Raw genomic sequence first — 20,707 nt, forward strand, 5'->3', positions numbered from 1 at the left:
CCCGCCAATAGCCAAGCATTAGCCCCGGTGGATTTGAGCCTGCACCGGGGCTTGCCTATAATTGGCGCCTTCTATTTTTCTCGACAACGTCTAGCAACGCCAGACACGCTATCAACGGACTCGCCATGAACCCTGATCTCGCTGCTCTTCACCCCTATCCGTTTGAAAAGCTGGCCGCGCTCAAAGCCGAATTAACGCCGCCTACCACGTTGGCGCACATCCCACTGACCATTGGTGAACCGCAGCATGCGCCTTACCCGAAAGCGCTTGAGGCGTTAGTCGCCCATCAGCTGGAGATGGCCCGCTACCCGGCCACCAATGGCCTGCTGACGCTGCGCGAAACGCTGGCCCAGTGGGCGACTCAACGGTTTAAGCTGCCGGGGCTGGATGCTGAGCGTCAAGTACTGCCCGTGAACGGCACCCGCGAAGCCATTTTTGCCTTTGTGCAGGCCGCGCTTGACCGTACACGCCCTGCCAACGTGGTCGTGCCCAATCCGTTTTATCAGATTTACGAAGGCGCAACACTTCTGGCCGGTGGCGAGCCGGTTTATTTAAACTGCACCGCTGAAAACGGCTTTCGGCCGGACTTCACCACGCTTAGCGCGGCCAACTGGCGTGATGTGCAAATCGTGTTTATCTGCTCGCCCGGTAACCCCACCGGCGCGGTTACTTCCATTGATGAGTTCAAACAGCTGATTGCGCTGGCCGATGAGCATGATTTTATCATCGCCTCGGATGAGTGTTACTCCGAGCTTTATCTGGATGAACAGACGCCGCCGCCAGGGCTTTTACAGGCCTGCGCAGAGCTTGGCCGCGATGACTATCGCCGCTGCGTGGTATTTCATTCGCTGTCGAAACGCTCTAACTTACCGGGCCTGCGTTCGGGCTTTGTGGCGGGCGACGCCGCTATTTTGGCGCCGTTTAAGCGCTATCGCACCTATCACGGCTGTGCCATGTCGTTACCGGTACAGCACGCCTCCATTGCGGCATGGCAGGATGAAGCGCACGTACGTGCCAACCGCGATGCCTACCGTGAAAAATTTAGCGCTGTGGTCGATGCGCTAGCCCCGGTAATGGACTTCCCCACGCCGGAGGCAAGCTTTTACCTGTGGCCTGCCGTACCGGGTGGCGATGATATTGGCTTTACCCAGCGGCTTTTTACCGAGCAGAACGTAAGCGTATTGCCTGGAAGTTTAATGGGCCGCCCTGACGCGCAGGGCATTAATCCAGGCGCGGGCCGCCTACGCCTAGCCCTGGTGGCCGAGCTTGCCCCGACCCTTGAAGCCGCGCAGCGTATCCGTCAGCTGATTGAGCGTGGTTAACTCACATCTTTACGGCACGAACAGCACGAAAGGAGATACCATGTTTACACTCTATGTCATTGATACCTGCGATACGTGCCGTAAGGCGCGCAAAGCGTTGGAAGAAAGCGGCATACCGTTCAAAACCCACGATTTGCGCAAAGATGGTTTATCGGCAGGACTACTTGAGCATATTCTGGAGCGGGCTCCGCTTCTTGAAGTCGTCAATAAGCGCAGCAAGACATGGCGCGACCTTCCTCAGGAAGACAAAGACAGCCTGGACGCCAACTCTGCGCGCCAGTTGCTGCTGAAACACCCGACGCTGCTTAAACGTCCGCTTCTGGATACCGGCGGTGACGCCATACAAGTGGGTTACCGCGACGGCGATTACGCTAAGATTAGCGGCTGATTCAACGCCGCTAATGTGCTTGTTTGTATCAACGCTTTTGTACAAATACTTTTATATCAACACCTTGTTAAACCCACACATTGTTATACCGACAGATTATCGTACCGACATTTGGCTTCTGTTAACTGTTCGGTTAACTACCTTATTAACGACAGGATGAACGTTTATGTTGAGCTTTGCGCTTGGAATTGGCACGCAGAATACTCAAGGCGACTGGCTGGAAATTTACTACCCGGCACCGCTGTTCAAGCCACAGGAAAGCCTGGTTAACGCTGCCAAAGAAGCGCTCAATGCCCCTCAGGGCAATGCAGCCGTTAGCTTTTTACCGGAAGACTGCACCCGTTTGGCCAAAGCGCTTGAAGCAGCTGGTCACACGGAACAAGCCGAGCTTGCTGAGTCGCTTGAGGCAAGCCAACGCCCGCTGGTAGCGATGTTCATTGAAACGGATCAGGCGCCGCAAACGGCTCCTGAGGTGTACCTTAAGCTCCACCTGTTATCGCATCGCCTGGTCAAGCCGCATGGTTTGGATCTTACCGGCATGTTCGGCCTGCTGCGCAATATCGCCTGGACCAACGAAGGCGCGATCGATATCGAAGAGCTGCCTGCGCGTCGCCTGAAAGCGCGCTTGGCCGGTCGTGCGCTATCCGTCGACTGTGTGGATAAATTCCCCAAAATGACCGACTACGTGGTACCGACCGGCATCCGCATTGGCGATACCGCACGGGTACGCCTGGGCGCACACCTGGGTGAAGGCACCACGGTTATGCATGAAGGCTTTGTAAACTTCAATGCTGGCACTGAAGGCCCCGGCATGATCGAAGGGCGCATCTCAGCAGGCGTCATGGTCGGCAAGGGCTCTGACCTGGGCGGCGGCTGCTCCACCATGGGTACGCTATCCGGCGGCGGCAATATCGTCATTAAAGTAGGCGAAGGCTGCCTGATCGGTGCCAATGCTGGTATTGGCATTCCGCTGGGCGATCGCTGCACGGTCGAATCCGGCCTGTACATCACCGCAGGCACCAAAGTAGCCCTGCTGGATGACGAAGGCAACGAGGTTAAAACCCTGGCCGCACGCGAACTGGCAGGCCAAAACGACCTGTTACTGCGCCGTAACTCTAAAAATGGCCGTGTTGAGTGCCTGACCAATAAAAGCGCCATCGCGCTGAACGAGGCGCTGCATGCCCATAACTGAGCCTGACACGCTGTCGCCAACGCTACAGCTTGCCTTTGAGCTGTTAAGCCGCCCGTCAGTGACGCCGGACGATGAAGGCTGCCAGGACATCATGATCGAGCGCTTAACGGCGCTCGGTTTTCATATTGAGCCAATGCCGTTTGGCGATGTGCAGAACTTCTGGGCCGTACGCGGCCATCATGGCCCGGTGATCGCGTTTGCCGGCCATACCGATGTGGTACCCAGCGGGCCGCCCACCGGTTGGGAATTTCCGCCGTTTTCACCCTGCATTGATGAGCACGGCATGCTGTGTGGGCGGGGCGCTGCGGATATGAAAGGCAGCCTGGCGGCCATGCTTACCGCCGTGGAACGCTTTGTAACCCGCTACCCTGACCATGATGGCCGCATCGCGTTTTTAATCACGTCGGATGAGGAAGGCCCGGCCGTCGACGGTACTCGCGCTGTGGTCGAACAGCTGCGTGAGCGCAATGAGCGCCTTGATTACTGCATTGTGGGCGAGCCTTCATCTACCGATCGCCTGGGCGATGTGATTAAAAACGGTCGACGCGGCTCGCTGGGTGGCGTTTTGCATATTCAAGGAATTCAGGGCCACGTGGCTTACCCGCATCTGGCACGCAACCCGATCCACCAGGCGATGCCTGCGCTGGACGCTCTGGTCAATGAGCACTGGGATGCGGGCAACGATTTCTTCCCCGCCACCAGCTTTCAAATATCCAACCTGCGCGCAGGCACCGGGGCGACTAACGTGATCCCTGGCGATGTGGAAGTGGTGTTTAATTTCCGCTTCTCGACCGAGGTGACCCACGAGCAGCTTAAAGAGCGTACCCACGCGATTCTGGCGCGCTATGGCTTAGAGTATCAGCTGGATTGGACGCTGAATGGTGAGCCGTTTCTGACCGCAGAAGGTGAGCTGGTTGACGCTGCCATTCGCGGCGTGGAAGCTGTCACGGGTAAGCGCCCTGCGCTATCGACCAGCGGCGGCACGTCCGATGGCCGCTTTATCGCCACGCTGGGCGCTCAGGTGGTCGAGCTAGGCCCGCTTAACGACACCATTCACAAGGTAAACGAGCGCGTACGCGCCAGCGACCTGGATGACTTGAGCCGGATCTATGAGGCGACGCTTCAGGCACTGCTAACGTCGGATGAGGTAAACGCATAATGGAGCAGTATCCGGATATTGAAGTGTACGTTGCCCGCGTTTCTCATGACACGCTCAACGCCTGGCTTGCCAGTGCGCTTTCCGCCCCGCCACTAACACCGGCGGGCAAAGGCAAGTGGAAGACCCGCGGCATGCACCAGGGTGAAGAGGTGCCAATCCTCCTGGTCGATAACGTGGCGGATGGCTTTGCCAGCCTGTGGTTTGATAGCAGCCACACGCCGTGGATGACCGACCAGGAGTGCGCGCAACACGCCGCCGAAGCGCTGCAAACGGAAATTCGCTGCTCGCTTGGGGGCTGGCATCCAGGCAATGATGACCCTGACCGGTTCTGGCAGGTTCTGCCCGGTGGTAAAGAAGGCGCCATAGAGTGGCCGGATTCGGGCCGTTAACCACCGCCTTAAACGCAATCGACCCCGCCTAGGCGGGGTCGATTGTCATCTTGCTTAATCGTGCAATCGTTACTCAATAATACTCACATCGTCGGCCTGCAAACCACGGTCATTTTTAATCACGTGGTAACGCACAATTTGGCCTTCTGCTAGCATACGCGGACCGCGGCCCCGGATAGCACGAAAGTGAACAAACACATCTTCGCCGTTATCGCGGGTAATAAAACCGTAGCCTTTATTGGTATTGAACCACTTCACTTCACCCTCTTCACGCCCATCGTTAAAGTCGATGATATCTTCCTCTTCATCATCTACTTCATCGATCGCTTGAGGCTGACGCGGTGCGGCCTGAACGCGACCTGCTTCTGAACGCTCTGCAACGGGTTTGACGACCACTGGCGGCGCCAGGGCAGCCGTTGCCAGCGTACCAATACATAAAACGATAAAACTACCCAGGGCAACGGCAATATAGATGCTGCTGACGCCGCTGATGGCTAACTCAGCCTGCCATAAATCGGCCAAGGGTGCGTTGGTTAAATGAACAATCCCGGCCAACAGAAGTGGCGTGGGGGCGGCTAGTAATACACTGATTAAGAAACAGCGAAACACAACTTTTGGATTCATAGATGATAAAAGCTCTCTTGTTGTATGGGTAACAGACGAAGGACAATACCCGAACTATCAGGCCCATTCCTAACAGTACCGGACATATTACACAAGGTTGCCATGTTACCATGACACAAGACTTTTCTCCTGCTGAGCTAACGCAACGTCTTGAAACGCTAGAAAGTCGCCTGGCCTACCAGGAACACTGGCTGGACACCCTCGACCAGGCCGTTGCGCAACAAGAGCAACGACTCGCCAAACTCGAACAAATAAGCGCTCTAATGCGTGAGCGCTTACGCGAGCAGCACCAGGCGTTTCAAGCCGATAATACTCAAGGCACGGCTCGCCCTGAAGACGAAATACCGCCGCATTATTAATAAAGCATCTTAGCCTGGTTAGTAAAGCGCTGGCGCTTTACTAACGTTTATTAATATTACCTAGCTTCCGCCAAAAAGCTTATGACGTCATCCGCTTAACGTCGGATAAGGCTTGCCGGATCCACACTCTCCAGGCCAAAGACGTTGGCGACGGCCGCGTAAGTGATCTGCCCGGCGTGTACATTAAGTCCTGGCAGGAAGTTAGCGTCGTCGGCCAGCGCCTGCTGCCAGCCCTTATCGGCAAGCGCCAGTACAAACGGCAACGTCGCGTTGGTTAACCCAAGCGTTGAGGTGCGCGCCACGCCGCCCGGCATGTTGGCCACGCAATAATGCACGATGCCATCCACGATATAGGTAGGTTCGGCGTGGGTGGTGGGCTTGCTGGTTTCAAAGCAGCCGCCCTGATCAATCGCCACATCCACCAGCACACTGCCGGGCTTCATATCGCCAAGCATGGCACGGGTAATCAGCTTGGGCGCCGCCGCCCCCGGTATTAGCACGGCACCGATAATCATGTCGGACTCGCGCACCGCATGATCCAGCGCATCCGCCGTGGAGTAAACCGTTTTTATACGCCCTTGATAGCGGCTATCCAACACCTCCAGACGAGCCAGCGATTTATCCAGAATTGTCACATCGGCACCCAGCCCCAGCGCCATGCGTGCAGCGTTTTCACCCACCACGCCACCACCAATCACAGTGACCTTACCCGGTGCCACTCCCGGCACGCCGGGCAGCAGCACGCCAGCACCACCCTGGGCTTTTTCCAGGCTATGCGCGCCCGCCTGAACGGCCATACGCCCGGCCACGGTGCTCATCGGGGCGAGTAGCGGCAGCCCGCCGCGAGCATCGGTAATCGTTTCGTAGGCAATGCAGGTCGCGCCACTCTCCATCAGGCCACGCGTTAATGTCTCTTCGGCCGCCAAATGCAGGTAGGTAAAAAGCGTGTGCTGGGACGTAAGCCGTGCGACTTCGTCTTTTTGAGGCTCTTTAACTTTCAAAATCAGTTCAGCGCTTTGCCACAGCGTGGCCACATCGGGCTCAATCTGCGCACCCGCGGCTGCGTAGTCGCTGTCGTTAAACCCTGCACCCTCACCCGCGCCAGCCTGCACGTAAACCGTGTGGCCGCGGCTGGTAAGTTCACGCGCGCCCGTGGGCGTCAGGGCTACGCGGTACTCATGATTTTTAATTTCCTTCGGGACGGCAACGTTCATTGGGCCTCTCCTAGTGTAAGCGTACCGATACTGCCTCTCCTCAATTACAGCACAGCTTAAGCCTGCCACCATCGCCCGATTTAAAAACAAAAAAAACGCCGGCCAAGGCGTTTTATAGGAGAAAATTCTAGCGTTATCCGGTTTTATACCAGAAATTTAACGTCACTCGTCGACCAGCGCCGCGCCATAGATTTCCTGATATTCATCGGGCAGCCGCTTGGGGCGCCCGCTGGAAAGCGCAATGCACGCAAACCGGGTACGCGCGTTTAATAGCGTTTTTGCATCCCGCTGGCGTTTAAGCTGAAAACGCCGGGTCAGGCTAAAGCGGCCATCGCACTCTACAATCCAGGTAGCCAACGCCAGCTCATCGCCTGCAAACGCGGGGGCAAGGTAGTCCAGCTCATGGCGATGTACCGCCATGGCGCGGTCTAATTCGCGGTAGCGCTCAAGAGACAGGCCAAGCGCCTCGGAGTGGGCCCAGCTAATCTGCTCGACCCAGCGCAGGTATTCGCTGTTATTCACGTGCTGATAGGCGTCTATCGCCTCTTCGCTCACGTGAATATCGATCACAAAAGGATCAGGTAGCGCCCACTCCATCACGTTGCCCCTTATGCTTCCTGTGCGCTTAGCGCCTTACTCGCCCCAAAACTCAACGTTCACTATTAATCGCGAAATACCCGCACGCCTAACGCTTTAAGATAAGACGTTTCCGGGATCGCCGGGTGCACCGGGTGATCGGGACCCTGATGGCCCTGGAAGATCACTTGGCCATGACGGTCCTGATGGCGTACCGCGCCTCGAACCACATCTACCAGGCGATCTGTCGCCAGGTGCATGGAACACGACGCCGACAGCAGCAGGCCATCACGGCCCAGCAAACGCATCGCTTCACGATTCAAGCGCGCGTACGCCCGCTCGCCGTTAGGGATGTCTTTACGCTTTTTGATGAACGCGGGTGGATCCAGAATGATCACGTCAAACTGCTCGCCGTCGGCTTTAAGCGCCGCCAGGGCTTCAAAGGCGTCGCCTTCACCGATTGCTACCTGTTCCTGAACGCCATTGAGCTCGGCATTACGCGCCACTTGCTCAAGTGCCGGGCCAGAAGCATCAATACACAGCACTTCAGAGGCGCCATTTGCCGCCGCCTGAACGCCCCAGCCACCTATATAGCTGAACACGTCGAGTACGCGCTTACCGGCCACCTGGCTATTGAGCCAAGCGCGGTTTTCGCGGTGATCAAAGAACCAGCCGGTTTTCTGGCCATTAAGCACAGGTACGACAAAGCGCGTGCCGTTCTCTTCGATCAACACTTCGTCGGGCAGCGTGCCTTTTACCACATCAACGTGGGCTTCCAGGCCTTCCTGGCGACGTCCGCCGGTATCGTTACGGAACACGATCACTTCAGGCTTAACCACTTTTTCAAGCGCATCGACAATTTCATCAGCCAGTGCCTGCATGCCTGCGGTATTCAGCTGCACCACCAGCACATCGCCAAACCGGTCGATGACCAGCCCAGGCAGCAAATCGCCTTCGCCATGAATCAGGCGGTAAAACGGCTTGTCATAGACACGCTGACGCAGTGACAGCGCCTGATTAAAGCGGTGTACAAACAGCGAGCGATCCAGGCGCATATCCGGGTCACGGGACATCACGCGGCCCGCAATCAGCGAGTGCGGGTTGATATACGCTACGCCCAGGACTTTACCATTGGAGGCCTCGACCAGTGCGGTTTCGCCAGCAGTGAAATTTTTAAGCGGCGTTTCTTTAATATCCACTTCGTTGGAGTAGATCCACAGATGGCCTGCTTTCAAGCGGCGATCGGCGTTTTTATTCAAGCGCAGGCGTTGGGTCACAACAGTCTCCAAAAGCATAGATAACAAAGTAGCAAAGGGTGGGCCAGCGTTTAACGCTGACAGCCAGGGCAAAAAACGCTGGCACGCTGGCCAAGCGTAATACGCTGAAGTTCAGCGCCGCAGCGTAAACAGGGCTGGCCCTGGCGCCCGTATACATTTAGCCGCTGAGCAAAATAGCCAGGCTCACCCTGACCGCTGACAAAATCGCGTAGCGTCGTCCCGCCCTGGGTAATCGCGGCTGCCAATACCTCTTTGACGGCGGCGGCCAGCAGCTTGTAGCGCTCAAGGGAAATACGTCCGGCCGCACGGCGGGGGTCGATGCCGGCCATAAACAGCGCTTCAGTGGCGTAAATATTACCCGCGCCAACCACGATACGGTTATCCATTAAAAAGGGCTTCACCGCCACGCGTTTATTGCGTGACAGTTTATACAGCCATTCGCCGTTAAACATCTCATCAAACGGTTCGGGGCCCAGGTGAACCAAGCGCCTATCCGCCGTGCCGTCGCCCAGCTGCCAATCGACAAAACCGAAGCGGCGCGGGTCATGATAACGCAGCACATGTCCACTGGCGGTGACGACATCGACATGGTCATGCTTTTTAGGGATGTCGCCCACCTGGGCAATACGCAAACTGCCCGACATCCCCAGGTGCCATAGCAGCGTTGCCGCATTTGGCGACTGCTGTATGGGGATTTGCAGGTACTTGGCGCGCCGGGTCAGGGTACCAATGCGCGCACCGATCAACCGCTCAGGCAGGTCGTCAGGCACAGGAACACGCAAGCGCGGCTGACGAACAAGCACCTCAGTAATTTCCTGATCTTCAAGATAGGGTGCAATGCCGCGTTTGGTGGTTTCAACTTCGGGCAGTTCGGGCATGAAGAGGACCTAGTTACGATATCGGTTCACACGCGAGAGGTATTGTCGCAATAAGCACCGATAAACGCCATGCATGCAAAAACCCGGCATTGGGCCGGGTTTTTCAACAGGCGTTCGCCTGCAGTGGAAGCCGATCATCATCGCTTGCGCGATTACTTGATCTTGGCTTCCTTGTAGATAACGTGCTTACGGACAACCGGGTCGTATTTCTTGAATTCGAACTTATCCGGCGTGTTCCGCTTGTTCTTATCAGTGGTGTAGAAGTGGCCTGTACCGGCACTGGACACCAGCTTGATCTTATCGCGCATGGTTTTACTCTCCCAAAAATGCTGTCTTAGATGGCGTCGCCGCGCTTACGGATATCAGCCAGAACCGTCTCGATACCTTTCTTGTCGATGATGCGCATGCCCTTAGAGGAAACGCGCAGCTTGACGAAGCGGTTTTCGGCTTCAACCCAAAAACGATGGGTGTGCAGGTTCGGCAAGAAACGACGACGTGTCTTACGCTGGGAGTGTGAAACGTTATTACCAGTTACCGGACGCTTGCCGGTAACCTGACATACTTTGGACATGAGAGCCTCCAACCGCTTGGCCAGGGTATAAGCCTGAGTGTTCAAAACTGTCGGGCAAACCGGAAGAGAGGGAGTCGACGCCGTTAACCGCCTAGCTGTGCCCAAATCCGTTATTCAACCCAAGTTTAAAGGTGGCACTTTATACCAGAGCACCCGACCAACGACAAGCAAAACCGCCCAAAAAGGCTAAAAAAAGCCGTTTTTGGCGTAATTTATCTGTAAAGCCAGCGCGATACGCCTGCTCTTCATCTACTGCTTATAGCCAGCCACGCTCGGCAAAAGAGACCACGTCTCCATCTCCCACCACGAAATGATCCAGTACGCGCACGTCAAAGAGGCCAAGGGCCTCTTTCAAGCGTTCGGTGATACGACGATCAGCATCGCTTGGCTCAGCCACACCGGAGGGGTGATTGTGGGCCAGGATGACGGCGCCAGCGCTAAGTTCTAATGCGCGCTTGGCAACTTCGCGGGGGTAAACGGATGCGCTGTCTAGGGTACCGCGAAACAGGGATTCATAGCGAATAATTCGGTGCTGTGTGTCCAAAAAAATTACCGCGAACTCCTCATGACCCAAATGGCGCAGCTGAGAACTCAGATAATGGCGCACCAGTTCAGGCGACGTCAGCGCGTTGCCGCGCGCCAGCTGGCTGGCTAAATGGCGCTTTGAAATCTCAAGGGTGGCCTGTAGCTGGGCGAATTTCGCGCTGCCCAAACCGTGGGCGGCGCAAAAGCTTGCCTGGTCGGCTTCCAATAGCGGGCGCAGACCACCAAACGTTGTAAGCAGATCACGCGCTAAATCGACCGCCGAGCGGCCCTGCACCCCTACCCTCAAGAAAATCGCCAGCAGTTCCGCGTCTGAAAGCGTCTGCGCGCCCATGGTTAACAGCTTTTCCCGCGGCCGCTCGCCCTCCGGCCAGTGATTGATCCCCATTCACCCCCCCATTTCCCTGTCCGCCCAAATACACGCGCCCAAAAAAGCTCAGTAAACCTAGCCTACACGTTATCAGCGCTAACATGCCAAATTAGTAAGACGGATGATATGGTAAGCCTCCCCAAGAACGCTCATGTGGACTTTTTGCCATGGTTTCTGTTTCTGCCTCTGTTACTGGTTCTGTTACCCCGACGACAGTATCGACGCTTGCTGGTAAACGCATTCTCCTGGGCATTAGCGCGGGCATTGCAGCGTATAAAAGTGCGCTGATCGTGCGGCTGCTCAAGCAGGCTGGCTGTGAAGTGCGTGTGGTAATGACCAGCGGCGCCCAGGCATTTATTACCCCGCTGACACTACAGGCGTTATCCGGCGAGCCGGTACGCACGTCGCTCCTTGACCCGGAAGCAGAAGCCGGGATGGGGCATATTGAACTCGCCCGCTGGGCGGATATCGTGCTGATCGCCCCCGCAACGGCTGATTTGATTGCCCGGCTGGTTCACGGCATGGCGGATGATTTGCTCACCACGCTGTGCTTGGCCAGTGAAGCGCCCAAGCTGATCGCCCCCGCCATGAACCAGGCCATGTGGCGCCACCCGGCAACCCAGCGCAATGTAGCGCAGCTGGGCACTGATGGCTGGCAGCTCATCGGCCCTGCCGCTGGCGACCAGGCGTGTGGCGATGTCGGCCCAGGGCGCATGAGCGAGCCTGAGGCCATTTTTGAGGCGGTTACGCGTCACTTTTCTGCCACCCCACAGCCAAGCAACAGCCCCCATGTGGTGATTACCGCGGGCCCTACCCGCGAGGCACTTGACCCGGTGCGTTATCTCTCCAACCACAGCTCGGGTAAAATGGGCTATGCCCTGGCCGCAGCGGCAGTGGCTCAAGGCGCCCGCGTGACGTTGATTAGCGGGCCAGTAGCGCTGCCCACGCCTGCTGGCGTTACCCGTATTGATGTTGAATCCGCCGAGCAGATGCATCAAGAAGCCATGCGCCTGGCCCCTGAGGCCACGCTATTTATTGGCTGCGCCGCAGTTGCCGACTACCGCTCGGCCTCCCCTGCCGAGCATAAGCTTAAAAAGCAGGCCGATAGCGACACGCTGACGCTCACGCTGATCAAAAACTCGGACATTATTGCCGATGTGGCCGCCCTGCCTGCGGGCAAGCGCCCCATGGTCGTAGGATTTGCCGCAGAGACGCAGCAGTTGGAGCAGTACGCCCACGATAAGCTTAATCACAAAGGGCTTGATATGATTGTCGCCAACGACGTCTCTCAGGCAGGCCTGGGCTTTGGCAGCAACGACAATGCGGCGCTGCTACTCTGGCGCACGGCGCAAGGCACCGAGCACCGCCTGGAAGCCCCTCAGCCCAAAACCCAGCTTGCGCAGGGCATCATTCGTCAGGCGCTGGCGTTGTTGTCTGTTTAGTACCTGTTTTGAAGACCAGTTTTGAAGACCAGTTTTTAATATCTCTTTTATGTTGGAGCCGTTCATGATTACCCGCCCCCGCCTGCAGTGCAAAGTGCTTGATGAGCGCCTGCATGACTATATGCCGCACTATGCGACCGAAGGCTCCGCCGGCATGGACCTGCGGGCATTGCTTGACGAGCCGCTGACGCTACAGCCTGGTGAATGCCAGCTCGTACGAACGGGTCTTGCCATCTATATTGAAGACCCGAGCCTTGCTGGGATGATTCTTCCCCGCTCGGGCCTTGGCCATAAACATGGCATTGTATTGGGCAATCTGGTGGGTCTAATCGATTCCGACTACCAGGGCGAGCTGATGGTATCGGTATGGAACCGAGGCCAGAGCGCCTTTACGCTGTCGCCATTTGAGCGGCTGGCGCAATATGTGCTCGTGCCCGTAGTGCAAGCCGAACTTTCCATTGTGGATGCTTTTACTGACTCCACTCGGGGCAGCGGTGGCTTTGGCAGCACTGGCCGCCAATAACCGTACTGGCCATCAACACCGACAAGCGTAAGCCCGGCTAACGTTACGTAGCACTAACATTACGTAGTAACAGGAAGAGCGAATGGACGTACCTGCTTCGATTTTTCGTGCTTATGATATTCGCGGCATCGTCGATCAAACACTGAGCGAATCCACCACAGAATGGATTGGGCGTGCCGTGGGTGCCGAGGCGGCCGCGCGCGGCGAGCAAACCGTTATCGTTGCCCGGGATGGGCGCCTATCCGGTGAGCGCCTGCAAGCGGCGCTGATCCGCGGCCTAACAGCCGCTGGACGCGACGTTATCGATATCGGCATGGTACCCACGCCGGCACTCTACTTTGCCACTCACACGCTGCCTGAGAGCCGCTCTGGCGTAATGGTCACCGGTAGCCACAACCCGCCAGACTATAACGGTTTCAAAATTGTTCTGGCCGGGGAAACCCTGTCAGGAGAAGCCATTGCCGCGCTTTTTGGACGCATTCAAGCCGGCGAGCTAACCACTGGCCAGGGCAGTGTTCGTCAGCACGATATTCGCAGCACCTATCTCACGCGCATTCTGGAAGACGTGCACGTTAAGCGGCCCTTAAAAGCAGTCGTGGATTGCGGCAACGGTGTGGCTGGCGAGCTTGGCCCGCAGCTGATCGAGCGGCTAGGCGTTAAGACCACGGCCTTGTTTGCCGATATTGATGGCCACTTTCCCAACCACCACCCTGACCCCGGCAAGCCTGAAAACCTGCAGGATCTGATCAAGAGCGTTCAGGCAACCGGCGCCGATATCGGGCTTGCCTTTGATGGCGATGGCGACCGGGTTGGCGTGGTCACCCCGCGCGGCAGAATCATTTACGCCGACCATCTGTTAATGGCCTTTGCCACCGACATGCTTTCGCGCAACCCGGGCGCCAAGGTGATTTTTGATATCAAGTGCACCGGCAATCTTGCCCGTGTGATTAGCGAGGCTGGCGGCGAGCCTGAGATGTGGCGCACCGGTCACTCGCTGATCAAAGCGCGTATGAAGGAAACCAACGCTCAGCTGGGTGGCGAAATGAGCGGCCATATTTTCTTCAAAGAACGCTGGTATGGTTTTGATGACGGTCTTTACGCCGCCGCACGTCTGCTGGAAATTCTGGCGCTTTATAACGAAGATGCAGACGCCTTTTTTGACCGCTTTCCTCAGGATCTAAGCACGCCAGAAATCAATATAATCGTTAGTGATGAAGAGAAATTTGGCCTGATTGAAGCGCTTGCCCGCACAGGCGACTTCGGCGAAGGTATCAAAACCACGCTGGATGGCATTCGTATCGACTACGCCGATGGCTGGGGGTTATGCCGCGCCTCCAATACCACGCCTGCGTTAGTGATGCGCTTTGAGGGGAAAAATGCTGAAGCACTGGCGCGTATAAGGGAACGCTTTGCCAACGCCTTAGCACGCGTTGCGCCCACGCTCAAGATTCCCGAAACGCCGGTTTAAGCGCACTTTGGTAAGCGCAACACGATAATAATAGCCGTTAACCACGTACTATCTGGACAAAAGAAAACAGTAAGCAAGGGACAACACTATGAATTCAGCCAGTCGCGACCCCCAGGTCGTTGTGGAGGTGCTTTCCGAGGCGCTTCCCTATATTCAGCAGTTTTCCGGCAAAACCGTCGTGGTCAAGTACGGCGGCAATGCGATGACGGAAGATACCCTGATCAACTCGTTTGCACGCGATATCGTGCTGATGAAAGAGGTAGGTATCAATCCCGTGGTCGTCCACGGCGGCGGTCCGCAAATCGGTAGCCTGCTGGAAAAGCTCAATATCGAATCGCGCTTTGTTAACGGCATGCGCGTGACTGACTCGCAAACCATGGATGTCGTCGAAATGGTGCTGGGCGGTTTGGTCAATAAAAGCATCGTCAACCTGATCAATCAAAGCGGCGGCAAAGCGATTGGCTTAACGGGCAAAGATGGCGCCCAGATTCGCGCCCGCCAGCTGAAAGTCGAGCACCAGAGCCCTGAAATGACCGTGCCGGAAATTATCGATATCGGTCACGTGGGTGAAGTTGAGTCGATCTCGACTGATCTGATCGAGATGCTCGCTGCCCGCGATTTTATCCCTGTGATCGCCCCGATCGGCGTAGATGACAAAGGCCATAGCTACAACATTAACGCCGACCTAGTGGCTGGCAAATTAGCCGAGGCGTTAAACGCCGAAAAGCTGATGCTGCTGACCAACGTAGCGGGACTGATGAATGGCGAAGGCGAGGTATTGACCGGGCTAAGCACTCTTCAGGTGGACGCCCTGATTGCCGACGGCACCATTTATGGCGGCATGCTGCCCAAAATACGCTGCGCGCTTGATGCAGTGAAAAATGGTGTTAACAGCGCGCACATTATTGATGGGCGTGTGCCACACGCGGTGTTGCTGGAAATTTTCACCAACGCCGGGGTCGGCACTCTCATCACTGACGCGAGCTAACCGCGACGGAGGGCTAACGTCATGAGCGACGATCAAAAACCTCGCCGCCGCGAGCAGATTCTTCAGGCGCTTGCGTTAATGCTTGAAGAAGACAGCGGAAAACGGATTACTACGGCCGCCCTGGCGCGTCAGGTAGGCGTTTCTGAGGCAGCACTTTATCGCCACTTTCCCAGTAAAGCGCGGATGTTTGAAGGCTTAATCGACTTTATTGAAGAGAGTATTTTTGCGCGTATTACGCGGATTCTGGAAGACGTACCTGAGGCCACCGCACGCTGCGGCACGATTCTGGCGCTGTTGCTGGGCTTTGCTGAGAAAAACCCCGGGCTTGCCCGGGTGATGGGCGGCGACGTTCTGACCGGCGAAACGGCGCGCCTGCGCCAGCGCGTTCATCAGCTGTTCGAGCGCTTGGAAATGCAGCTAAAACAGATCATTCGTGAAGCGGAACTGCGCGAAGGCCGCCGCCCGAGCATTCCAGCATCGGCGGCCGCCAATCTGTTAATCACCCAGGCGGAAGGCCGCATCTCGCAATATGTGCGCAGCGACTTTAAGCGGCTGCCCACAGAGCACTGGGAAGACCAGTGGGCATTTTTAGCCAGCCAACTACTGCGTGAAGTGCCCCAACCGGCTTAACTGCGCAATGACTACGTATATCATTACGTATATAACTACGTATATAACTACGCATGTGGCCAACAGGACAGTTGGCCACTTTTTTCTACTGACGCATTAACTCGCGGCTGCCAAAGGAAGGCTTCTTTTGAATATTACCCACCTTGAACACGCGGTTATCGCGCTGATCTTTCAAGCCTTGCTTTGGCCGTTTGTGGGCCGCTGGGTGGCGGGCTCGTTGATTGTGGCGGTATTTTTAGGGCGTGAGATTGCTCAGCATGAATATGCTGGTGGAGGCGCCAATGAGGTGTGGTATCTCTATGGGCTGTTCAACCACTGGTCGCTGGATTCATTTTTGGATTTCACGGCCCCGGCTCTCGCCTGTGCCTGTGTGGCGTCAATCATGCCGGGCAGCTGGCTGTGGAAATACATCAAGGCGCGGCGCCAAAAATAGCCATGCACACCTAGGCGGCCATAAAAAACCGGCTCTCTAATCGATAGAGGCCGGTTTTTTCAAACGATGCAACGTTCTGGCGAGGCAAAGCTGACTATGTAGGCTTACGCCGCGATAGCATCGCCCATTTTTTGGCGCAGCTTTTTCATCGCGTTCTTTTCAAGCTGGCGGATACGCTCGGCGCTTACGCCGTACACATCGGCCAAGTCATGTAATGTCGCCTTATTATCGGTGAGCCAGCGGCGCTGCAGAATATCCCGCGAGCGTTCATCAAGGCCTTTCAAGGCAAGCTGTAAACGGCGCGTTGAGTCTTCCTCAAAGTCGCTGTCTTCAAGCTTAGTCGCCGGGTCCGCTGAGGCATCATCCAGAAAATAAGCCGGCGCCTGGTAAGCGCTCTCTTCATCATCGTTTGGCGCGGCATCAAAGCCTGCATCATAAGCAGACAGACGCCCTTCCATATCGCGCACTACCTCGGGCTTAACATCGAGGTCTTTAGCAATGGCATCGACTTCATCGTTATTCAACCAGGCAAGACGCTTCTTGGCGCTGCGCAGGTTAAAGAACAGTTTACGCTGGGCTTTGGTAGTGGCGATTTTAACGATCCGCCAGTTACGCAGCACAAACTCGTGAATTTCCGCTTTGATCCAGTGAACCGCAAACGAAACCAGGCGCACCCCTTGATTGGGATCAAAGCGCTTGACGGCTTTCATCAAGCCGACGTTACCTTCCTGAATTAGGTCAGCCTGGGGCAACCCATAACCCGAATAACTGCGCGCGATATGCACAACAAAACGTAGATGCGACAGTACCAAGCGACGTGCTGCCTCTAAATCGCCATCATCATACAGGCGGAAGGCAAGCTCGCGCTCTTCTTCAACAGTTAGCACCGAAATGCCGTTAACCGCTCGAATATAGCCGCCCAGGTCATGACCTGGAGAAAGCTGTCCCACCGGTAGAAGACTAGTGCTCATGTGCAGGTGGTCTCCCTTCAAACCTATCGTGGTTGACGTACGTGGTTGAAATCAAACCGTACGCCTCAATTAACAACTAAGACCTTACTGAAAAAGCAAGGTTCACTTGTTTCGTCTGGCATTTAACGCCAACATCCTTGGGCTAACTGTATCCAGGGTAATTAACCATTGTTACGGTTAGCGGACACCGGCTAATCACCTTAGCGTGGGCGAATGCTGGAAAGATGACGAGTTACTGCAAGCCAAGCGCCCAGCCAGCCTAGTAGCGTACTGCAGGATAGCAAAATTATAGAGCCTGTGATATCCAACTGTGGTAATGAAAAGCTTGCGCCGTAACTTGCGGCAAGCGCTGCCACAGGAAGCGATAGCCAGTGGTTGCCCAACCCCAGTAAACCTAACGATAAAATCCCGCCTCCCAAGCCATACCAGGCGCCACTGTATAAAAATGGTCGACGTACAAAGGCATGGGTCGCACCAATCAGCATTACCACTTCGATTTCCCGTCGCCGGCTTTCAACCGCCAAGCGAATCGTATTGCCTACCACCAGCAGCACGCCCAGCCCAAACAGCATGCCTAGCGCTAACGCCACCCGCCGCCCAAGCGCTGCCAAATGGCGTAACCGCTCAACCCAAGCTAAATCAACCCTGACTTCATCGACTCCGGTCAGGGCTTCCAATGTCATGGCCAGCTGTTGCATGGCCGCTGGCTCAACATCCTGGGGCCGAACCACAATACTCGCTGGGAGCGGATTGTCATCAAGACCTGCCAGCACATCATCCAGCCCCAAAGACTGCTGGAATTCGGCCATGCCCTGCTCGGCACTGATCATGCGCGTATCGAGGACCGCCTGCTCAGCACTTACCGCCTCTTCAATTCTTACCGCCTGAGCCGCATCGACGGACGTCGCCAGATAGACGGTGAGAGTGGCGCTCTCATCAAGCTCTGCATCCAACAATCGAGCGCTGTCCAAGGTTAGCCATAGCGCGGCGGGAAGCACCAACGCAATCGCAATCGCGAGCATGGTAAGCAGGTTGCCGACCGGATGGCGCACCAGCCGATAAAAACTGTCCCAGCTCATCGCCCGGTGGTGGCGCCCCCAGGCGCGCATGCGGCTTGAAAACCGGGTTTGCTGGGAGTTTGCCCCGCGCCGTTTAGGCGCCTCCTGGCGTGGCACGGCCGCGCCACGCTTTGCCCGGGGTGCTGCGCCGGTTGGGCGCCTAGGTGTCGTGGCACGCTTCATACGGCTCCCTCATCGCCGACCAGACGCCCATCGCGCAGGCGTAAAATGCGGTGCCGCAAGCGCGCAATCAAGGCAAGATCGTGACTTGCAATCATGACCGTCGTCCCGATGCGGTTGAAGTCCTCGAACAGCGCCATGATGTCTGCGGAAAGCTGCGGGTCCAGGTTGCCCGTCGGCTCGTCGGCAAGCAGCAGGGCGGGCTTATTGACGACCGCCCGGGCGATGCCCACGCGCTGCTGTTCACCGCCGGAAAGCTCGACGGGCAACGCTTTTTCACGATGGAGCAGGCCAACCTTATCCAGCGCAGCGCGTACGCGGCGCGCCGTTTCCCGTGGCTCAATACCCTGAATTTCCAGCGGCAGTGAAACGTTGTGAAACACGCTTCTATCAAACAGCAGTTGATGGTCCTGGAAGACCACGCCTATCTGGCGCCGATAGAAAGGCACCTGGCTTGAGTGAAGCTGCGCGATATCATGCCCTGCCACGACAACTCGACCACGGCTGGGCTTTTCAAGGCGCATAATCAGGCGTAACAAGGAGCTTTTACCCGCGCCGGAATGGCCGGTTAAAAACACCATTTCACCGCGCTCCACACGAAAATCCAGGTGCGCCAGGGCTTCGAAGCGTCCTCCGTAGCGCTTGCCGACATGCTCAAAAGCGATCATGCGCTGGCATCATCCCCTTGGCGATCAAACAGCGCATTAACAAAGTCGTTGGCTTCAAAGGGACGCAGATCATCCAGCCCTTCACCCACACCGATAAAGCGAATAGGGGTTTTGAGCTGCTTCGCCAGCGCAAAGATAATCCCGCCCTTCGCGGTGCCGTCCAGCTTGGTCAGCGTGATGCCGGTCACGGGAACGGCCTCATTAAACGTGCTCGCCTGGGCGATAGCGTTTTGCCCGGTGCCAGCGTCCAGTACCAGCATCACTTCGTGGGGAGCGGTGCTATCAAGCTTTTGCATGACGCGATGGACCTTTTTTAGCTCTTCCATCAGATGGCTCTTGTTATGCAGGCGCCCCGCCGTATCGGCGATTAGCACATCTACGCCGCGCGCTTTGGCGGCGGCTACCGCATCGTATATGACCGAGGCGCTGTCGGCGCCGGTATGCTGAGCAATCACCGGCACGCTATTGCGCTCACCCCATACTTTAAGCTGTTCAACCGCCGCCGCGCGGAAGGTATCGCCCGCCGCGAGCATCACGCTTTTTCCTTCACGCTGAAAGCGCTGAGTCAATTTGCCAATCGTGGTCGTTTTACCCACGCCGTTCACCCCAACGACCAGAATAACGAAGGGGCCATCCTGTGACTTATCCAGATCAAGCGGCGTTGCCACTGGCCCAAGCATGGCAGCCAATTCCTCCTGCAAGCCACGGTAAAGCGCTTCAGGGTTATTAAGCTCCTTGCGCGATACCCGCCTCTCCAGGCGCTCAATAATCTCGCTGGTCGCCTCGATGCCCACATCGGCCATTAATAGCTGAGTTTCCAAATCCTCTAGCAGCTCGTCATCAATCTGTTTTTTACCCAAAAACAGATCGGAAATACCGTCGGCTAAATTGGCGCGGGTTTTACCCAGGCCTGATTTAATCCGCGCAAACCAGCCCTGTTTTTCGCTCTTGGCAGCCACCGGCTTCTCTTGAAGCTCGGGCTTCTGCACAGGCTGGATCTCAGGTTCCGGCTGCACTGGATCGATTTCAGGCTCAGGAGCAGGTTCTGGGCTAATTTCTGGCGCAGGCTCCGGTTTGATCTCGGGTTCAGGCGGCTCTGGCTTAATCTCAGGCTCAGACGGCTGCGGCTTGATCTCGGGTTCAGACGGCTCTGGCTTAATCTCGGGCTCAGATGGCTCTGGCTTAATCTCGGGCTCGGGCGGCTCTGGCTTAATCTCGGGCTCAGGCGGCTCTGGCTTAATCTCGGGCTCAGGCGGCTCTGGCTTGATCTCGGGCTCAGACGGCTCTGGCTTGATCTCGGGCGCAGGCTCGGCTACCGGTGCGGCATTTTCAGTGTCGGCTAGCGGCTTCTGCGGCGACTCATCAAGCAGCTCATCATTGTTGAGTTCCTGGGGGAGTTGCTTTTGCTGCTCCTGTTGGGAGTCGTGCTTTTTCTTACGCTTGAAAAAACCAAACATGGGTGTCATCCGACTTAAAAGGTGAAC

Annotated in this window: 24 protein-coding genes; 12 read left to right on the plus strand and 12 right to left on the minus strand. The window is 56.5% G+C overall.

Going from position 1 to position 20,707, the window contains the following annotated elements; all coding sequences use genetic code 11:
* Positions 1-125: 125 nt before the first annotated feature.
* From dapC to D467_RS0114635, 5 genes are all read left to right on the plus strand, one after another.
* The gene (gene dapC / locus D467_RS0114615) at positions 126-1,322 is read left to right on the plus strand and encodes a succinyldiaminopimelate transaminase (protein ID WP_018918277.1); all 1,197 of its coding nucleotides are present in this window, start codon (positions 126-128) and stop codon (positions 1,320-1,322) included.
* Between the two features lie 40 nt (positions 1,323-1,362).
* The gene (locus D467_RS0114620; RefSeq protein ID WP_018918278.1) at positions 1,363-1,710 is read left to right on the plus strand and encodes a Spx/MgsR family RNA polymerase-binding regulatory protein; all 348 of its coding nucleotides are present in this window, start codon (positions 1,363-1,365) and stop codon (positions 1,708-1,710) included.
* Between the two features lie 166 nt (positions 1,711-1,876).
* Complete coding sequence (dapD, locus tag D467_RS0114625; RefSeq protein ID WP_018918279.1) at positions 1,877-2,902, plus strand: 2,3,4,5-tetrahydropyridine-2,6-dicarboxylate N-succinyltransferase; 1,026 nt, start codon at positions 1,877-1,879, stop codon at positions 2,900-2,902.
* The gene (dapE, locus tag D467_RS0114630) at positions 2,889-4,061 is read left to right on the plus strand and encodes a succinyl-diaminopimelate desuccinylase (RefSeq protein WP_018918280.1); all 1,173 of its coding nucleotides are present in this window, start codon (positions 2,889-2,891) and stop codon (positions 4,059-4,061) included. Before dapD ends, dapE begins: the two co-directional genes overlap by 14 nt.
* Positions 4,061-4,450, plus strand: coding sequence for a hypothetical protein (locus D467_RS0114635; protein WP_018918281.1), 390 nt, complete (start codon positions 4,061-4,063; stop codon positions 4,448-4,450). Before dapE ends, D467_RS0114635 begins: the two co-directional genes overlap by 1 nt.
* 69 nt (positions 4,451-4,519) lie before the next feature.
* Here the strand turns inward: D467_RS0114635 and D467_RS20155 are convergent, their stop codons facing one another.
* A complete protein-coding gene (locus D467_RS20155) occupies positions 4,520-5,074 on the minus strand; it encodes a cold-shock protein (protein WP_018918282.1) in 555 nt (184 codons plus the stop codon).
* 110 nt (positions 5,075-5,184) lie between these two features.
* Here D467_RS20155 and D467_RS0114645 point away from each other — a divergent pair, with 110 nt between their 5' ends.
* Positions 5,185-5,433 (plus strand): SlyX family protein, encoded by a 249-nt coding sequence (locus D467_RS0114645; RefSeq protein ID WP_018918283.1) that lies wholly within the window; start codon positions 5,185-5,187, stop codon positions 5,431-5,433.
* Between the two features lie 95 nt (positions 5,434-5,528).
* On the opposite strand, the gene ald is transcribed toward D467_RS0114645, so the two are convergent.
* The 7 genes from ald to radC form a co-directional block, all read right to left on the minus strand.
* Complete coding sequence (gene ald / locus D467_RS0114650) at positions 5,529-6,647, minus strand: alanine dehydrogenase (protein ID WP_018918284.1); 1,119 nt, start codon at positions 6,645-6,647, stop codon at positions 5,529-5,531.
* Between the two features lie 162 nt (positions 6,648-6,809).
* The gene (locus tag D467_RS0114655) at positions 6,810-7,244 is read right to left on the minus strand and encodes an acyl-CoA thioesterase (protein WP_018918285.1); all 435 of its coding nucleotides are present in this window, start codon (positions 7,242-7,244) and stop codon (positions 6,810-6,812) included.
* A gap of 65 nt (positions 7,245-7,309) precedes the next feature.
* A complete protein-coding gene (locus D467_RS0114660) occupies positions 7,310-8,500 on the minus strand; it encodes a class I SAM-dependent rRNA methyltransferase (RefSeq protein ID WP_018918286.1) in 1,191 nt (396 codons plus the stop codon).
* Positions 8,501-8,550: 50 nt separating this feature from the next.
* Positions 8,551-9,378: a bifunctional DNA-formamidopyrimidine glycosylase/DNA-(apurinic or apyrimidinic site) lyase gene (gene mutM / locus D467_RS0114665; protein WP_018918287.1), complete on the minus strand. Its 828-nt coding sequence runs from the start codon at positions 9,376-9,378 to the stop codon at positions 8,551-8,553.
* Positions 9,379-9,530: 152 nt separating this feature from the next.
* The gene (rpmG, locus tag D467_RS0114670; RefSeq protein WP_009098622.1) at positions 9,531-9,686 is read right to left on the minus strand and encodes a 50S ribosomal protein L33; all 156 of its coding nucleotides are present in this window, start codon (positions 9,684-9,686) and stop codon (positions 9,531-9,533) included.
* 26 nt (positions 9,687-9,712) lie between these two features.
* Positions 9,713-9,949: a 50S ribosomal protein L28 gene (gene rpmB / locus D467_RS0114675; RefSeq protein ID WP_009724126.1), complete on the minus strand. Its 237-nt coding sequence runs from the start codon at positions 9,947-9,949 to the stop codon at positions 9,713-9,715.
* A 256-nt stretch (positions 9,950-10,205) separates the two neighbouring features.
* A complete protein-coding gene (radC, locus tag D467_RS0114680) occupies positions 10,206-10,880 on the minus strand; it encodes a RadC family protein (RefSeq protein WP_018918288.1) in 675 nt (224 codons plus the stop codon).
* 149 nt (positions 10,881-11,029) lie between these two features.
* On the opposite strand from radC, the gene coaBC reads away from it, so the two are divergent.
* From coaBC to D467_RS19310, 6 genes are all read left to right on the plus strand, one after another.
* A complete protein-coding gene (gene coaBC / locus D467_RS0114685; protein WP_018918289.1) occupies positions 11,030-12,304 on the plus strand; it encodes a bifunctional phosphopantothenoylcysteine decarboxylase/phosphopantothenate--cysteine ligase CoaBC in 1,275 nt (424 codons plus the stop codon).
* 64 nt (positions 12,305-12,368) lie between these two features.
* Positions 12,369-12,827 carry a dUTP diphosphatase gene (gene dut, locus D467_RS0114690; protein WP_018918290.1) on the plus strand — a complete coding sequence of 153 codons (459 nt, stop codon included), beginning with the start codon at positions 12,369-12,371 and terminating at the stop codon, positions 12,825-12,827.
* 82 nt (positions 12,828-12,909) lie between these two features.
* A complete protein-coding gene (locus D467_RS0114695) occupies positions 12,910-14,295 on the plus strand; it encodes a phosphomannomutase/phosphoglucomutase (RefSeq protein ID WP_018918291.1) in 1,386 nt (461 codons plus the stop codon).
* Positions 14,296-14,383: 88 nt separating this feature from the next.
* Positions 14,384-15,283 (plus strand): acetylglutamate kinase, encoded by a 900-nt coding sequence (gene argB, locus D467_RS0114700; protein WP_018918292.1) that lies wholly within the window; start codon positions 14,384-14,386, stop codon positions 15,281-15,283.
* Positions 15,284-15,304: 21 nt separating this feature from the next.
* Complete coding sequence (slmA, locus tag D467_RS0114705; protein ID WP_018918293.1) at positions 15,305-15,913, plus strand: nucleoid occlusion factor SlmA; 609 nt, start codon at positions 15,305-15,307, stop codon at positions 15,911-15,913.
* A 127-nt stretch (positions 15,914-16,040) separates the two neighbouring features.
* Positions 16,041-16,346 carry a hypothetical protein gene (locus tag D467_RS19310; protein WP_018918294.1) on the plus strand — a complete coding sequence of 102 codons (306 nt, stop codon included), beginning with the start codon at positions 16,041-16,043 and terminating at the stop codon, positions 16,344-16,346.
* 104 nt (positions 16,347-16,450) lie between these two features.
* Here D467_RS19310 and rpoH read toward each other — a convergent pair whose 3' ends face one another.
* From rpoH to ftsY, 4 genes are all read right to left on the minus strand, one after another.
* On the minus strand, positions 16,451-17,317 hold the full coding sequence (gene rpoH, locus D467_RS0114715) for an RNA polymerase sigma factor RpoH (protein ID WP_018918295.1): 867 nt from the start codon (positions 17,315-17,317) through the stop codon (positions 16,451-16,453).
* A gap of 200 nt (positions 17,318-17,517) precedes the next feature.
* The gene (gene ftsX, locus D467_RS0114720) at positions 17,518-18,558 is read right to left on the minus strand and encodes a permease-like cell division protein FtsX (RefSeq protein ID WP_018918296.1); all 1,041 of its coding nucleotides are present in this window, start codon (positions 18,556-18,558) and stop codon (positions 17,518-17,520) included.
* Positions 18,555-19,223 (minus strand): cell division ATP-binding protein FtsE, encoded by a 669-nt coding sequence (ftsE, locus tag D467_RS0114725; protein WP_018918297.1) that lies wholly within the window; start codon positions 19,221-19,223, stop codon positions 18,555-18,557. Before ftsE ends, ftsX begins: the two co-directional genes overlap by 4 nt.
* On the minus strand, positions 19,220-20,680 hold the full coding sequence (gene ftsY / locus D467_RS0114730; RefSeq protein ID WP_018918298.1) for a signal recognition particle-docking protein FtsY: 1,461 nt from the start codon (positions 20,678-20,680) through the stop codon (positions 19,220-19,222). The genes ftsE and ftsY overlap by 4 nt, the downstream gene beginning before the upstream one ends.
* Positions 20,681-20,707 lie beyond the last annotated feature (27 nt).

The organism is Vreelandella zhanjiangensis DSM 21076, from assembly GCF_000377665.1.
GTDB lineage: Bacteria > Pseudomonadota > Gammaproteobacteria > Pseudomonadales > Halomonadaceae > Vreelandella > Vreelandella zhanjiangensis.